This is a genomic window from Pseudomonas sp. PLMAX, assembly GCF_046042685.1.
Classification (GTDB): Bacteria; Pseudomonadota; Gammaproteobacteria; order Pseudomonadales; family Pseudomonadaceae; genus Aquipseudomonas; species Aquipseudomonas putida_AE.
The window spans coordinates 4,317,889-4,333,468 of record NZ_CP064949.1 but is presented as its reverse complement, the minus strand read 5'-3'; the positions used below and the strand labels follow the sequence as shown (position 1 = coordinate 4,333,468).

Here is a 15,580-nt window from a genome sequence, read left to right as displayed (position 1 = left end):
GAACATGAAACGAATCGCTCGTCAGTCCACACAAAACCAGAGTGCCGCCGATGTACTGGCCGGCCACGAGGAACTGATCGGCATTCTGAAACGCCACTTGCCGCCGAGCACGGCGACCCTGTTTGCCAAACCCAAAGCGGTTGAAGGGGACGTCATCGAGTGGTACAGCGACCTGGGTGGGCAGCCTTTGCCTTTCACCCAGTTGCCGGCCAGGGAGGCGGCCGAGGTTCGCCATCTGCTCGGTGAACGTCTTGCAGCGGTGGAGCGTCTGGCAACGCAGCTCGAAGGGCAGGGCGCAGATGGCCAGCGGCAGGCAAGCCTGTTGCGCCAGGCCGCTCGCTACCCGGCCGACAGCAACCTCTTCAGCCTGAACGGGCAACCGGTGCTGACCTTCTGGGGCGGTGGACAGCCACCGCCAGCGATCATCCCAGGGCGGTCCGTCGCGGCTGTAGAGGGTGCGGGCGCGCAGGAGAGCGCCGCGGTTGAGGGGCGGCCGCCCCGTCGTTGGTGGCTCTGGGCATTATTGCTGCTGCTTTTGCTCGCGCTCCTGGCAGCGCTCTGGTGGTGGCTGTTCTGCCGCGAGAAGCCGGTGGAAGTGCCGCCGCCCGTGGTGCCTCCTCAAGTCGAGGAGCCCAGGCAAGTGCCACCGGCGCCTGAACCAGAACCTGAACCAGTGGCTAAACCTGAACCTGAGCCTGAGCCTGAGCCTGCGCCTGCGCCTCAACCGGTGCCTGAGCCTCAACCGGAGCCCAAGCCTGCGCCGCCGCCAGCACCGCCGCCACCGCCACCCAAGCCAGTACCACCGCCTAAACCTGATCCAGTCGAGGCACTGGCCAAGCGTGTTGATGCGGCCGGCAGCAACTGCACCACCTTGCAGGGCATGTTGACCCAGGAGCCGCTGCTCAAGAGCAACCCGGCCCTGAAGACCCGGGTTACCGAGCAGCTCCAGCGTCACTGCAAAGAGCAGATGATCACCAATGCCAAGAATCTCTGTCCGGATCAACGCCCCAAGGAACTGGCCCCGGAATTGTTGATTGTCTTCGATGCATCCGGGTCGATGGACATCAGCCTGCTGGCCACCGATGAAGATCTCGAAAGAGCCGGTATGGAGGAGAAGATGGACAGGTTCGCCCGGATGATGACCGGGACGTCAGACACCAGGGCCCGGGAGTATGTGGTGCGTGAGCCCAAGCGCATCACGGCAGCCAAGCAGGCCACCAGCGCCGTCGTGCGGCAACTGTCCAGTGACATCAATGTCGGCCTGGTGCTGGTCGAGGACTGCCCACAGGCCACGAGCGTGGGTTACTTCTCCCCGGGGCAGCGCGGCAATTTGCTGTCGCGCATTGCGGCCATTCAACCCGTCAAGAGCACGCCTCTGGCGGATGGCATCGCCAAGGCCGGGCAGATGCTCGATGGCGTCAATCGTGAGTCGGTGATGCTGGTCGTCTCCGATGGCGTCGAAAGCTGCGGCCGCGACCCTTGTACCGTGGCACGCGCCCTGGCCCGCAGCAAACCCCACTTGAAGATCAATGTGATCGACATTCTCGGCACCGGCGCGGGTAACTGCCTGGCGCAGCTGACTGGCGGCAAGGTCTTCACGGCCAATAACGTCAACGAGTTGTCCTCGATGACCACGCGCGCAGCTCAAGACGTCATGGTCCCCGAGCATTGCAAGCGTTGACGGGAGCTAGGGACAACGCTTCAGCAGAGCGTTCTCCTGTCCAGAACCCTGAACCTCAAGTGCACGGATGTGCCCTGTTTTTCCTGGATGGTCAGACTCGCTTCGCCGCCGAAGCTTTCCATGATCTGCTTGACCATGATGAACCCTATACCCAGCCTGCCGTGTCGGGTGGTGTAGAAAGACTTGTAGGCCATCATTTGCTGTTGTCGTGCAGAGCCACCCCCGGTGTCGCCAATGGTGAGGTTCAGCCACTGTCGGGCTTCATCCACGCTCGTCTGGATGGTCAGTTTTCCTGCTGTCGGCATCGCTTCTATGGCATTGGCAATGACGCTATTGAAAATCTGCGAAAGCAAAAGCGGATGACTGATTATCCAGGGCGAGGGCTCATTCTTGAACTCGACCTGGATTTTTGCATGACGCAGTTGTGCGCTGAAACTGTCGAGTGTGGCCTGTAGCATCGGCATCGGATCCACCCGTTCTGCCTCGCCGCGGATCGGGCCCAGGCACAGCAGTAATTCCTGCACCCAGCGCGACATCCGATCCACCTGGCCGACAATGTCTTCGATCTGCTTCTTTGCAGGCTGGCCTTCCATGTCTTTCGCCAACTCTGCGCTGGAACGGATGCAGGCCAGTGGATTACGAAGGCTGTGGGCGACGGCGGTGGACATTTCACCCAAGCCAACGTAGGTCTTGTTGGCAACGACTTGTTCCTCTTGCGAGGCCAATTGAACCGAGGTTCGTCGAGCAATCCGGTAAATCGCGAAATAAAGCAGCAGGCCGCCCATCGTGGTCAGCCAGATTATCCAGTGCCCGCGATTGAGGCGTTCAATCAGGTCGAAGGGCTCCCGGTAAATTTCAACCACCGCCAGAATGTTGCCCTGGCCATCGGCGAGAGGGATGTAACTCTCGATGAAGAACTTTTTCGGCGGGTGCAGGAATTTCTGCTCGCTGCGGCCTGCATCAACCTTACTGTATCGAGTGGATATACGTTCTTTAGAGTTGAATGCCTCTTCCAGCTCGTCATTCAAGAATACTTGCCCAACCAACTTCGGGTTGGTGGACCAGATGACGGTTCCAAGGGGAGAGTAAATGGAGATCAGGAGCGAGTTTGGCAGACGCGATAGATAATCCACGAGCTCGGAGCTGACAGCCTGGCTGCTCTGCCTGGTTTCTTGTGACGTCCTCTCATGTTGAACGAATGGCCGGCCTTCCTCGATCTGCATGGCCGCCAGCCCGCGATGACGTATCTCGCCTTTTGCAATGGTCTGGATGAACTGCGCCGACATCAGGGCATCGCGTTCAAGACTTTCCGCGACCAGGAAGTTTGTCGAAAAAGAACCCAACCCAAACGCTATGACGCTGATGAGCAGGAAACTGGCGATCGAAAACCAGCGCAGGAGATTGAATTGTCGAGTGGGTGCAATCGCGTCAGCCGTTCTACGGTGAAAGCGTTTATGCAATACGTCGATTGCCGGCATAGGGCGTACTCCTGGGTATGCTGTGGAAGTTCCAGCAACTTCAACCACTCAACCAAGCCCTGCAGGAGCAGCACTATCCATGCCAATGATTTGTCCGGATGACATGCCCAACACCTGTGCAACGCCGCGCTTGGTGGTGCGCCTTGCAATCATTTCGCCAGGAAAAACGCCAGGCACCAAGCGGGTTTCACAACCCATGTTCGGGGGGATTTCCCCTGCGTTTGGGATAGCGATTGCTCAGGAGGCGTTCACGCTCACGCCTGATCCATCGCCTCGGCCATCCCCTGGTCCTCACCCAGAAAACCACCACTCTGATGCTGCCAGAGCCGCGCGTAGGTGCCGTTTCTTTCCAGCAGTTGAGCGTGGGTGCCTTGTTCGATGATGCGTCCCTCATCCATGACAATCAGCCGATCCATGGCTGCAATCGTCGACAGCCGATGGGCGATGGCGATGACGGTCTTGCCCTGCATCATTTCATCGAGGCTTTCCTGGATGGCGACTTCGACTTCGGAGTCCAGGGCGCTGGTGGCCTCGTCGAGTAACAGGATCGGAGCGTTCTTGAGCATCACCCGGGCGATGGCGATGCGTTGGCGCTGGCCGCCCGAGAGCTTGATGCCGCGCTCGCCCACCAGGGTGTCATAGCCGCTATGGCCTTGCCGATCGCTCAGTTGGCTGATGAAACCGTCGGCCTGGGCATTGGCCGCGGCGCTGCGGACCTGCGCGTCGGTGGCGTCCGGTCGACCGTAGGCGATGTTGTCGCGAATGGAGCGGTGCAACAGGGATGTGTCCTGAGTGACCATGCCGATGGCGCTGCGCAGACTGTCCTGGGTCACCTGGGCGATGTTTTGCCCGTCGATGCGAATCTCGCCGCTGTCTACGTCATAGAAACGCAGCAGCAGGTTGATCAGCGTCGATTTGCCCGCACCAGAACGACCCACCAGGCCGATCTTTTCGCCTGGGCGGATGTTCAGGCTCAAGCCGTCGAGCACCTGGCGTTCACCGTTGTAGTTGAAGCTCACCTTGTCAAAGGTTACCGCGCCGCCAGAGGGCACCAGCACGCTGGCGTTCGGCGCGTCCTGCACCTTGGGGCCCCGGGTCAGGGTGGCCATGCCATCCTGCACGGTGCCGATGTTTTCGAACAGCGAAGTCATTTGCCACATGATCCAGTGCGACATGCCATTGATACGCAACGCCATGGCCGTGATTGCCGCCACGGCACCTGCACCGACCTCACCCTGGTGCCATAGCCACAGGGCATAGCCGCCTGCTGCCATGATCAACGCCACCACCAACGCCTGGTTGACGATCTCGAACTGGCTGACCAGGCGCATCTGGCGAAAGCCGGTTTGCTTGAAATCCTCCATCGCCGCGCGCGCAAAATGCGCTTCACGATTGGAGTGGGAGAACAGTTTCACTGTGGTGATATTGGTGTAGGCGTCGGAAATACGCCCCGTCATTGACGATCGCGCATGGGCCTGTTCCTGCCCGACTTGCCCCAGGCGAGGCACGAAGTACAGCATGGCCAGCCCGAACAACGCGACCCAGGCAATAAAAGGCAGCATGAGTTTCAGGGCGAAGCCGCCGGCCAGTGCGATGATCGCAATGAAGTAAACGCCGATGCCGGGGGCGATTTCGATGAGGGTGAACAGGACTTCGCGCACGGCCAATGCCGTCTGCATCACCTTGGTCGTGACCCGGCCTGAGAATTCATCGGAAAAGAATGAGAGGCTTTGACGCAGCATCAGCCGATGGAAGTCCCAGCGCAGGCGTAGCGGCAGATTGATCGCCAATATCTGGTGCTGCACCATGGTGCGCAGCGCCACCAGCCCGATGCTGGTGAGCAATACAATCGCGATCCCCCACAGCACTCGACTTTCCTGCCCGTTCGCATCGCCACCGGCCTGCCATGTCGAGAGCAGGTCCACGACCTGCCCAAGAAAGGAAAACAGCCAGGCTTCGTAGATCGACACACTGGCACTGAGCAGCGCAAGCAAAAGGACATAACCGCGGGCGCCTCGCATGCAGGCCCACAGGAACCGCATCAGGCCGACAGGCGGTGGTGGAGCTTCGTCGGGGGGAAATGGGTCGAGCCTTTGTTCAAACACGCGAAGCATTGTGGTCTCCGAATTGGTCAGCGTGAGGGGATTCTGCCATTTAATGGTTGCTTTGCGGGTTTGCAGGTTGAGTAATATGGCTAGGGGCTATGCCTCTGCACTAATCAGTTACCATTGGTATAAGGTAATAGTTAGCGACTACTCGCAAGCGTTCCACATGGAAGGGAATCAATAAACATGGATGGTGTGCATTCTGTGCAGGTTATTGCCGTGACCGGCGCAAAGGGCGGCGTCGGCAAGACGACTGTGGCGGTGAATCTTTCGTTGGCGCTGGCGAAACTTGGAAGGCGAGTGGTATTGCTTGATGGCGATCTTGGCTTGGCCAATATCGATACGCTGTTGGGGCTTTCCCGTCAGTACACGCTTGCCGATTTGATCGAAGGTCGCTGTGAGCTGTCCGATGTGCTTGTGCAGGGTCCGGGCGGGGTACGAATCGCCCCCGCGGCTTCAGGCATCCAGAGCATGGCTCATTTGTCTGCGGCCCAGCACGCAGGCCTGATCCAGGCCTTCAGTGAAATCGGGGACAGTCTCGATGTGCTGGTCATTGACACGGCTGCAGGCATCGGCGCGTCGGTGATCAGTCTCGTCCGGGCGGCCCACGAAGTCCTGTTGGTGGTCTGCGACGAACCGGCTTCGATCACCGATGCCTACGCACTGATCAAACTGCTCAATCGTGATTACGGCTTAGTCCGCTTCCGGGTGCTGGTCAATATGGCGCGTAGCCCTCAGGAGGGTCGCGCCCTGTTCGCCAAACTGGCCAAGGTCACCGATCACTTCCTCGACGTTTCCCTGCGGTATGTGGGAATGGTGCCATACGATGAATATGCGCGTAGGGCGGTGCGCAAGCAGCGAGCGGTCTACGAACAATTTCCGCACTCGAAGTGCGCCCAGGCATTTCAGGAAATCGCTTTGAAGGTTGACGCTTGGCCTTTACCGGATTCCCCTGGAGGGCATATGGAGTTCTTCGTCGAGCGACTTGTCGAACATTCGAGAAAGCCGTAAAGAGCCGCAAGAGATGGAGTAGAGAAAAGGGATAGATGTATTTTTCTGGATTTATTTTTTCTGGAAATAATCCGTCCCGTTTTTGCGCTGCGTTTTCGCGCTGTCGCAGCCTTGTCGGGATTTTCAGGCTAGTAATGTAAGTCGTCTTCGTCATCTCGCAGGTGGCAGTACCACCCATACAGCGAAGCAACAACGATGACAACGATCATAGCTATCAGGATGAAGATCAGATAACGCATCGTACTCGGCTGCCTTTTTGGTGCGAGTGTATGGTTGGGATGCGTCCTTGCTGGGGAGCGAATTTAAGCCACGTGGGTAAACTGCTGTCTGTAGGGCAATGCCCTATATGGCGGCTTGTTTTCCTTAGAAGGGGCTAGGGGGTTGCGGTGGGGGTGGCCATTAAACGGCCAGTACCTTTTCTTCAAGGATTTTTCGTAGAGCACGGGGGCGCTGTAGAGGCAGCAGGGGTCGAATGTGCAGCAGATTGACGCTATGCTTCCTGAAACCTATGATCAGGTTGAGCTCATCAAGCTCCTAACCGAGGTCGACAGAAATGACTGCAGCTAAGACCGGAAAAACCAGTCCTATGGCTGAATTTTTCTGCAATGCGTCCCCAGAGACGAAACGGGGCGTGTTCAAAAATGTGATCAGCAAGGCCATTGCTTCTCAACGCGATGTTGTCGAGAAAGCAGAGGCCATCAAGAACGCACACAAAACTGAGAAGACTTCAGCTTACTCGGATCGTGAGACTGACGAAAAAGCTCAGCTCAGCAAAGTGTCGTAATGCTCTTATGCGTTCGAATCGCAGCAGGTTTCCCCGAAAATCCGATACCGGATCTCTGGCATCGGATTTTTTATGTTTGTTCAGTAGGATCTGCTCGAGATCGACGACCTTTTCAACTTCTGCAGCGCGACGCCAGACTGCACAAAACCACTCAAAGCGAAGCCGGTACCTGTGGTGAGCGTACCAGCGTCCCCGCGCAGCCCACCCGGATCCGCGAGAGTGATAATCTTTGAAGTAGCGAGAGAGCGATCGGGCTGCCACTACATATCAAGCAGGATGACCCTCGAACGATTTCGCAAGGAAATCAATCAATGCCCGCACTGAGGGCAGTAGTCCTCGGCGTGACGGGAATACTGCCGTAATGACGCCCTCAACGGGTTGCCACCGTTCAATCAATCGAATTAGACGGCCATCAACCAGCTCCTGACTGATCGTTGTCAGCGGCAACACCGCCATGCCAACGCCTTCGAGTACCGCACTTTTGAGCACGGCGATATCGTCGCTTACCAGGCGCGGAAAATGACTGACCTGAGCCGTTTCACCCGTTGGTCCGTTTAGTTGCCAGTGGTAATGCGACTGAACCGTGCCCCAGGCCACGCTGGGTAGTTCGCTGAGGTCCGCCGGCAACGCGAGATCAGGAAAAAGTTGAACAAGGGCCGGACTTGCAACCAGTACCTGCGGACTTTTCGCCAGCACTTTCATTACGAGTTCGCTGTCCTCCAACGGCGGAAAACACAGACTCAGGGCCAGATCGTAGCCTTCGCTGATGACGTCGACTCGACGGTTATAACTTTTCACGTACAGCTCGACCGACGGGCACTGCGCCATGAACCGACCCAGTACCGGGGCGAGCCAGAAGTTCAGCAATGGCGTAGTGCAACTCAAGCGGATCACACCTCGCGGTTCCGAGCGATTCTGCTCAATCACATCCTCTGCCGATTCCGCCTCGGCCATCATCGCCACGCAATGCCGGTAGTAAGCCTGGCCAATGTCTGTGACCTGAAACTGCCGTGTCGAGCGCTGGATCAACCGCACCCCCAACCGACTCTCCAGCTGATTGACCCGGCGACTCAACGTTGACTTGGGTATGTCCAATGCGCGGCCAGCAGGGGCGAAACCACCGTGCTCAACCACTTTGGCGTAGATAAAGAGTTCGTTGAGATCAATCACGGTTGGTTTCACTGTTCCATTTTTGAGACTGTGAAGTCTAATCCGCTGACTACCGATATCCAAGTTCGGCAACTAAGGTATGTGCTTGGCTTCATCACAGGCGATGATTCCATGAAGAAGATTCTGGGTATCTACGGCGGTCCCAAGCGGCACTGGATGGGCGATGGCTTTGCTGTGCGGTCATTGTTCACGTACAGCATATTGGGGCGCCATATCAGCCCGTTTTTAATGCTCGATTATGCAGAGCCCACGGATTTCCCGGCCTCGCGACACAGGCGAGGGACTGGCCAGCATCCGCAGCGCGGGTTCGAAACGGTGACAATGGTTTATCAGGGTGAGCTGGAGCATCAGGACTCCACGGGTGCGGGCGGCAAGATCGGCCCCGGAGATGTCCAGTGGATGACAGCGGCGGGCGGGGCACTTCATGAGAAGTATCACTCAGCGGATTTCAGTAGCACCGGTGGAACACTGGAGTTGGTTCAACTGGGGGTGAATATACCCGCGAAATACAAGATGTCCGGGCCTCGAAATCAGACGATTTCGAATCGCGACATCGTGCAGGTCAGCCTGCCTGACGGTGCAGGTCAAGTACGCGTGGTAGCCGGTGAGTTCGCCGGGCGCAAAGGCCCCGCTCAGACGTTCACACCCATGGATGTATGGGACATACGTCTGAACGCAGGCAAGAGTGTTTCCCTGCAATCAAGGGCTGGCTTTACCTGTGCAGTCGTCCTGCTCACCGGGGCCGTTGGTCTGAATGGCAGCACAGTTTTGCGGTGCGCACAGGTGGCGCTGCTTGATCCTGCTGGCGTCAAGCTAGTGTTGGAGGCCAGTAGTGACTCGAAACTGATCCTGCTCTGTGGAGAGCCCATCGATGAGCCCATCGTTGGTCAAGGTCCGTTTGTCATGAATAGCAAAGCGGAAATTGAACAGGCCATCACTGACTTCGACAGCGGCCAGTTTGGACAGATTCCTCCGTGATTGTTTCGGAGTGTCATTGGTTGACAGTGCGAAGGTCTATCGGCGGCCAAGCCGTCTTTTCTCAAAGGAGAACCCCATGAGTACCCCGGCTAATTTCAACAACCAGAGACCCGTCATTGACCCATCCAATGTCGCCATGCTGCTGATCGACCACCAAAGTGGTCTGTTCCAGACAGTTGGCGATATGCCGATGCCAGAACTTCGTTTGCGTGCAGCAGCGTTGGCCAAGATGGCGACGTTGGCCAAGATTCCGGTCATCACCACCGCCTCCGTGCCACAAGGCCCAAACGGCCCGCTGATCCCCGAAATTCATGAAAATGCTCCACACGCCCAGTACGTAGCGCGCAAGGGCGAAATCAATGCCTGGGACAACCCGGATTTCGTCGGCGCCGTCAAAGCCACGGGCAAGAAGCAACTCATCATTGCCGGCACCATCACCAGCGTCTGCATGGCCTTCCCTTCCATCAGTGCCGTATATGACGGATATCAGGTCTTCGCTGTGGTGGATGCTTCCGGTACCTACACCAAAATGGCCCAGGAAATTACGCTCGCGCGAGTGGTGCAGGCAGGTGTGGTCCCGATGGATACCGGCGCTGTCGCGTCTGAGCTGCAAAAAAGCTGGAACCGCGACGACGCACAGCAGTGGGCTGAGGTTTACACCAAAATTTTCCCGGCCTATCAGTTGCTGATCGAAAGCTACATGAAGGCTCAAGCGGTGGTGAGCAACCAAGAAGTATTGGACTCCCAGCGCAAGTAACTGAATCCAACATGAGGGGAGTTCACCCTCATCAGTGGAGGCCATCGGGGCTTCCGTTGTCACCTGGAGAATGAAAATGTCCACTGCCTACAAGCGTCTCGATAAAGATCAAGCGGCTGTGTTGCTGGTCGACCATCAGACCGGTTTGCTGTCGTTGGTACGCGACATTGATCCGGACAAGTTCAAGAACAACGTGTTGGCGCTGGCCGATCTGGCCAAGTATTTCAAACTGCCGACCATTCTCACGACCAGCTTTGAAACCGGCCCGAACGGTCCGCTGGTGCCGGAGTTGAAAGCCTTGTTCCCGGACGCGCCTTATATTGCGCGCCCAGGGCAAATCAACGCCTGGGACAATGAGGATTTCGTCAAGGCCATCCAGGCCACGGGCAAAAAGCAACTGATCATCGCCGGTGTGGTGACCGAGGTCTGCGTGGCGTTTCCGGCGCTGTCGGCGATTGAGGCCGGTTTTGAGGTGTTTGTGGTGACCGACGCATCCGGCACGTTCAACGCCTTGACCCGGGATTCCGCATGGAACCGTATGTCGTCTGCCGGCGCACAATTGATGACCTGGTTCGGTCTGGCCTGCGAGCTGCACCGTGACTGGCGCAACGACATCGAAGGGCTGGGGACGCTGTTCTCCAACCACATCCCGGACTATCGCAACCTGATCACCAGCTACACCCAACTGACTTCCGACAAATAAGTCCGAGCCAGAGGCCATGTCAGCATCAGTGGCCTTTTCAAGTGTTGAACAGGCCCTGATCCGTCGGGGCCTGTTTCAGTCGATGGCGTTTGCTTGAGGCTTTTTATGTCTGGATCCTCAAGGACTCCGCTTGACCGCAGGAGAGATAACAATGAGCAATCAAGAGTCCCAATGTCAGTTGTCCTCGTCGTCGGATTGCCCGCCGGAAGAGGGCATTAAAGCGATTCAGCGAATCACTGCGCGCTCCGCCGAAGTCGGTGGCGGGATCACCGTCAACCGATTGATGCCCTCGCGGCAACGACGGATGATTGGCGCCTGGTGTTTTCTCGATCATGCCGGCCCTGCGGTGTTTGAAAAAAAAGCCGGCCTGCGCGTCGGCCCCCATCCGCATATCGGTTTGCAGACCTTCACCTGGATGATCAAGGGTGAGGTGCTGCACCGCGATAGCCTGGGCAACGTCCAGATCATCCGCCCAGGCCAGATCAACCTGATGACCGCCGGGCGAGGTATCACCCACACCGAAGAGTCGCTGCCTGACGAGCACCATCTTCACGCTGCACAGTTGTGGATTGCCTTACCGGAAGGCGATGCGAACTGTGCTCCGGCGTTCGAGCACTATCCGGACTTGCCTGCCTGGGATGAGGGCGGTGTGAAGATCACTCTGCTGGCGGGGAACTTCGCCAGTCGCACCGCCCCGAGCCGGATCTATTCGCCGCTTGTGGGGCTGGATCTGTCGAGTCGGGGCGCCGCTTCGATTCGACTGGCCGTGGAACCGCGGTTCGAATACGGCATCCTGCCGCTGGAGGGCACGTTCACCATCAACGGCCAGACGTTTGACAGCAATGAGCTGGCCTACCTGGGACGCGGCCTCAATCAGATTGAGTTGTCATCCACACAGGGGGCGCGTGCCTTGCTGCTGGGTGGCGAACCTTTTGCCGAAGAAATACAGCTGTGGTGGAATTTCGTCGCCCACAGCAAACAGGAAATCGGCCAGGCCCTTGAGGCGTGGAACAGTTGGGACCTGGAGCGCTTTGGTGAGGTAGAGGGTTTTGACGGAGAGCGTCTAATCGCGCCGCGGTTGCCATGGTAATGCGTGTGATGTTCCGGGCCAGAGATTTGCTCGAAAACATCGACAACAAGCAAGAGCAGAGATGATGGCCGATTCGTTGAAACGACTGCTGGGAGTCCCGATTTCGCTTGGGCTGTTGCTGGCCACGGGGAACACCTGCGCGGATAACTCGCTGGGTCAACGGGATAACCTCAGTAGCGGAATCAATGATCGACAAAAGGCAGAAATGGCGGTGCCGGCCGGCTTTGTCAGTGGATCTTCGCTCAATGGACTGTTGCGAAACTACTACTTCAGTCGCGATAACCACGACACGCCCGCCAGGCTTGACCAGCGTGAGTGGGTACAAGGTGCGTACCTGTCCTTTCGCTCCGGTTATACCGATACGCCCATCGGCGTCGGTGTTGATGTTCATGGGTTTTATGGGCTCAAACTGGATGGCGGAGGGGGCAGCGGAGGTGCCGGACTGCTTCCGGTGAATACCAAAAGAGAGCCGGAATCGGATTTTTCCGCGGCCGGCGCAGCGTTGAAGTTCAGGGGCTTTGACAGTCTGCTCCAGGCGGGCGATCAATACCTTGAGAACCCGGTGATTGCCGGTGGAGTCAGCCGGGTGTTTCCTCAGACCTTCCGTGGCGTAGCGTTAAAAAACTACAGCGTGCCGGACCTGACCCTTGATGCCGGCTGGATCGATTCCACTCGCTTGCGTAATCAGAGTGGTCAAAGCCATCTGGTCACCAGCTATGGCGCGAGCGACAAGGCGGGGGTGCCTGCCGACCGTGAAAGCCCGCACATGGGTTGGCTCGGGGGTGTTTACAGTGTGCCGGGCGCCATAACGGTGACGCTCTATGGCGGGCAGTTGAGCGATATCTGGAATCAGTACTACGCGGGAGTGAGCTGGCCACTGAAGCTAACCCGGGTGCTGACGGTGACGCCCTATCTGCACTATTTCAAAACCCGCGATCAGGGCCGTAGTCAGCTCGGTAGTATCGACAATGACACCTACAGCAGCGGCCTTACGCTGTCGGGCGCTGGCCAAAGCCTGACCCTGGGCCTGCAAAAAGTCGATAGCAACACGCCCTTCGATTACGTCGCACAGGATGATCGGTCGTTTCTCTACTTGAGCAATTCTCAGCAGTACGCCGACTTCAACGCGCCGGGGGAGAAGTCCTGGAAGCTTCAATACCAGACCAGCCTGAAGTTTCTGGATGCACCGAATGTCCAGTTCAGCACTTCCTATACCCGAGGCGAAGCCGACCTGACCCGTGTGGATCCGGCGAGTACAGGGTATGGCTACATCTACAACGCTTCCGGAAAGGATGCTCGCCATTGGGAGCGCGACGTCGCGCTGCGTTATGCAGTGCCCGACGGCAAGGCCAAGGGGTTGAACCTGACCCTGCGTTGGGCCGCGCACCGCACGGGTGACGGCTACACGGCTCCGGGTAACACCCGGGGCAATTCGAACGCCGATGAGTACCGCGTGATTGTGGACTATCCGTTCAGTATTTTTTAGCAAGTAGCGTAAGAAGGCAGGAAATGCGACAGCAGGCAGGGTTAATCAAGGCACTCGGTATCAGCTCGTTTTTTGTTTGTTCACCGAGCGAGGCCGATAGCGTCAGTCTACCGCCTTTGGCATTAGGCAATGCGAGCTTCATGGACGGTGTGTCCGGCCCGGGGATGCTCTTCGAATTGCCCACGCAGATCTATCGCAGCAACTCGGCGAACGATGCTCAAGGCCACTCCATACCGGGATCGCAAAAAGTCCGCAGCACGACCGTGCTTCCGCATTTTGCCTACATCAGTTCCAACACTGTTCTGGGGGCAAACTATGGTGCGGAAGTGCTATTGCCACTCGTGCATCTGGACCTGGATATCGACCACGGGCCTGACGGCAGTCGTACCAGGCAAGGCGATATGGTTATCAGCCCGCTGCTGTTACAGTGGGCTCCGCGTTCGGTACTCGGCAGGCCTTACTGGCAGCGGCTGAATTTTGTTTTTTCGTTGCCGACGGGTTCCTATAGTGCCAATTCGGACATTAACACCGGCAGCAATGTCTGGGTCTTCAACCCCCACTACGTGTTCACCTGGGAGCTGACTGACCGCCTGGAAGTGAGTGGTCGTTTCCACTATGCATGGTCAAGTCGCAACAACGATCCGGTGTCCGCATCAGAGGCAGGCAGCATCCAGCCGGGCGAGGCGATCCACAGCAATCTGGCGGTTTCCTATGCCGTATCCGATACCTGGCGGGTAGGGGTGGCCGGCTACCAACTCAAGCAGATCAGCGATGACCGGATCGACGGACATCGGCAGAAAGACTCTCGGGAACAAGTCGTGGGCATAGGGCCGGGTGTGATGTATAGGCAAGGCAAGCAGACCCTGTTTGCCAACCTGTATTTTGAAAGCGGTGCTGAAAATCGCTCTGAAGGGACTCAGTTAACGCTCAGGTATCTCAATACCTTTTAACGAGGAGACAGCGGCTTGTGGCCACTGCCGTTGTTGCCATGAGGGTTTGAGATAAAAAACATCGCCCGGCGTTCGTGGCTCCGGGCGATGGCATGCATTTGCTGTGCATGGCTCGCGAAAGGACCTGATCTGGTTATGCCGCTTGCGCGTTGGCTTTGGTTTTCGACATGACGCGATGAGGTGCCGTTTCACGCAGGAACAATGCAACGACCAGGCCCAGCACCGCACCACTCAGGGCCAGATAGAGCGTATTTTCAATACCGTGGTGCTGGGCAATGTAACCCGCTAACGCCGGCGCAACACCGCCCCCGAATACCTCCCCGATTCCGACGACCAGACCCGTAGCCGTAGAGACCAGCGCCGGAGGCACCGACTCGCTGGTGAGCGGGCCCACAGTCATGCAGATCATGCTGAAATTAAAGAAGGTGGTCGCGAACAAAAGCAGGAATAGCTTTACTGGCTCAGCCCCCGTTTGAATCATCAGCCAAAGTGCCAAACCCGTGGCAAGGCAAGAAAGCAGCGCAACAGGTTTTCGCCCCAGACGGTCGGAGAGGGCAGGCATCACCACCATGCCGAAGAAACCACCGAAACCGATGGCCGACATGACGAACCCCATCTGCTGCATGCCCATATGCAGGTAATCCGTCAGATAGTTGGGCAGCATGACCGAGCTGACGAACAGGCAGGTCAGCATGCAGAACATGCAGGCGATGTTGAGGAGTACATTGCGTTGGCGCAGCACCGTCGTCCAACGAGTCCCGGGAACCGCTAGCTGTTGCACCGTCGCCGCAGTCTCGCGAGGTTCGCGCAGTACACGGTAAAGCAACCAGGCGATCAGAAATCCGGGCACCGACACCAGCACGAATACCCAGCGCCAGGACGGCACGATCAGCAACAGTTGAGTGGCTACGATCGGTGCCAGGCCGAGACCCAACAGGGGGAAAAAGGCCTGCTGGATGCCGATGTTCATGCCGAGCCGACGAGGATGCGACGCCTCGGCAGTAGCGGCGATAGAGGTCGGCGTGAAGGCACCCTCGGCCACGCCCATGACTGCGCGGATCAGCAGCAGTGCACCGACACCGGTGGCCAGCCCGGACAAACCGGCCAGCAACGAGAACATGATCACCGAGGGGATGATCACCTTGCGCCGACCGATCCGGTCGGAGAGTCGCCCCATGAACATCGAGGAAATCCCCCAGGCGAGCGCCAGCACCGCAGAGATGTTGCCGAGGTCCTGATAATTGAGATTGAGATCACGCATCATCACTGGGAACAGCGGCAGAATGATGAAGCGATCCAGGCCGACCAGACCGAAACCCAGCGCGAGCAGCGCGACGGCCTTCCATTCGTAAGCTGAGTCCCATTTCTTGTTATTCATGGCAGTTCT

At 57.8% G+C, this 15,580-nt stretch carries 13 protein-coding genes; 9 read left to right on the top strand and 4 right to left on the bottom strand.

Annotated features, from left to right (window positions below; translation table 11 throughout):
* The first annotated feature begins 4 nt into the window (after positions 1-4).
* Entirely contained in the window at positions 5-1,681 is a 1,677-nt protein-coding gene (locus tag DKB71_RS19715; RefSeq protein ID WP_408596810.1) for a hypothetical protein, read from the top strand.
* 20 nt (positions 1,682-1,701) lie between these two features.
* On the opposite strand, the gene DKB71_RS19710 is transcribed toward DKB71_RS19715, so the two are convergent.
* Positions 1,702-3,159 (bottom strand): sensor histidine kinase, encoded by a 1,458-nt coding sequence (locus DKB71_RS19710; protein ID WP_408596808.1) that lies wholly within the window; start codon positions 3,157-3,159, stop codon positions 1,702-1,704.
* A gap of 254 nt (positions 3,160-3,413) precedes the next feature.
* On the bottom strand, positions 3,414-5,273 hold the full coding sequence (locus DKB71_RS19705) for an ABC transporter ATP-binding protein (protein WP_408596805.1): 1,860 nt from the start codon (positions 5,271-5,273) through the stop codon (positions 3,414-3,416).
* Between the two features lie 177 nt (positions 5,274-5,450).
* Between DKB71_RS19705 and DKB71_RS19700 the strand changes: the two genes are divergently transcribed.
* On the top strand, positions 5,451-6,275 hold the full coding sequence (locus tag DKB71_RS19700) for a MinD/ParA family protein (protein WP_408596803.1): 825 nt from the start codon (positions 5,451-5,453) through the stop codon (positions 6,273-6,275).
* Positions 6,276-6,828: 553 nt separating this feature from the next.
* Positions 6,829-7,059 (top strand): hypothetical protein, encoded by a 231-nt coding sequence (locus tag DKB71_RS19695; protein WP_274075888.1) that lies wholly within the window; start codon positions 6,829-6,831, stop codon positions 7,057-7,059.
* Positions 7,060-7,326: 267 nt separating this feature from the next.
* On the opposite strand, the gene DKB71_RS19690 is transcribed toward DKB71_RS19695, so the two are convergent.
* Positions 7,327-8,229 carry a LysR substrate-binding domain-containing protein gene (locus tag DKB71_RS19690; RefSeq protein WP_408596801.1) on the bottom strand — a complete coding sequence of 301 codons (903 nt, stop codon included), beginning with the start codon at positions 8,227-8,229 and terminating at the stop codon, positions 7,327-7,329.
* Positions 8,230-8,340: 111 nt separating this feature from the next.
* Here DKB71_RS19690 and DKB71_RS19685 point away from each other — a divergent pair, with 111 nt between their 5' ends.
* The 6 genes from DKB71_RS19685 to DKB71_RS19660 all read left to right on the top strand — a co-directional run bounded on the left by DKB71_RS19685 (position 8,341) and on the right by DKB71_RS19660 (position 14,193).
* Complete coding sequence (locus DKB71_RS19685; protein ID WP_408596799.1) at positions 8,341-9,207, top strand: pirin family protein; 867 nt, start codon at positions 8,341-8,343, stop codon at positions 9,205-9,207.
* 76 nt (positions 9,208-9,283) lie between these two features.
* Positions 9,284-9,964, top strand: coding sequence for a hydrolase (locus tag DKB71_RS19680; RefSeq protein WP_408596797.1), 681 nt, complete (start codon positions 9,284-9,286; stop codon positions 9,962-9,964).
* 76 nt (positions 9,965-10,040) lie between these two features.
* Positions 10,041-10,667: an isochorismate family cysteine hydrolase YcaC gene (gene ycaC / locus DKB71_RS19675; protein WP_408596795.1), complete on the top strand. Its 627-nt coding sequence runs from the start codon at positions 10,041-10,043 to the stop codon at positions 10,665-10,667.
* A gap of 151 nt (positions 10,668-10,818) precedes the next feature.
* A complete protein-coding gene (locus DKB71_RS19670; RefSeq protein ID WP_408596793.1) occupies positions 10,819-11,757 on the top strand; it encodes a pirin family protein in 939 nt (312 codons plus the stop codon).
* 61 nt (positions 11,758-11,818) lie between these two features.
* Positions 11,819-13,243 carry an OprD family outer membrane porin gene (locus DKB71_RS19665; RefSeq protein ID WP_408596791.1) on the top strand — a complete coding sequence of 475 codons (1,425 nt, stop codon included), beginning with the start codon at positions 11,819-11,821 and terminating at the stop codon, positions 13,241-13,243.
* A 23-nt stretch (positions 13,244-13,266) separates the two neighbouring features.
* Entirely contained in the window at positions 13,267-14,193 is a 927-nt protein-coding gene (locus tag DKB71_RS19660; protein ID WP_408596789.1) for a transporter, read from the top strand.
* Between the two features lie 133 nt (positions 14,194-14,326).
* Here the strand turns inward: DKB71_RS19660 and DKB71_RS19655 are convergent, their stop codons facing one another.
* Complete coding sequence (locus DKB71_RS19655; RefSeq protein ID WP_408596787.1) at positions 14,327-15,571, bottom strand: MFS transporter; 1,245 nt, start codon at positions 15,569-15,571, stop codon at positions 14,327-14,329.
* Between the last annotated feature and the right edge of the window lie 9 nt (positions 15,572-15,580).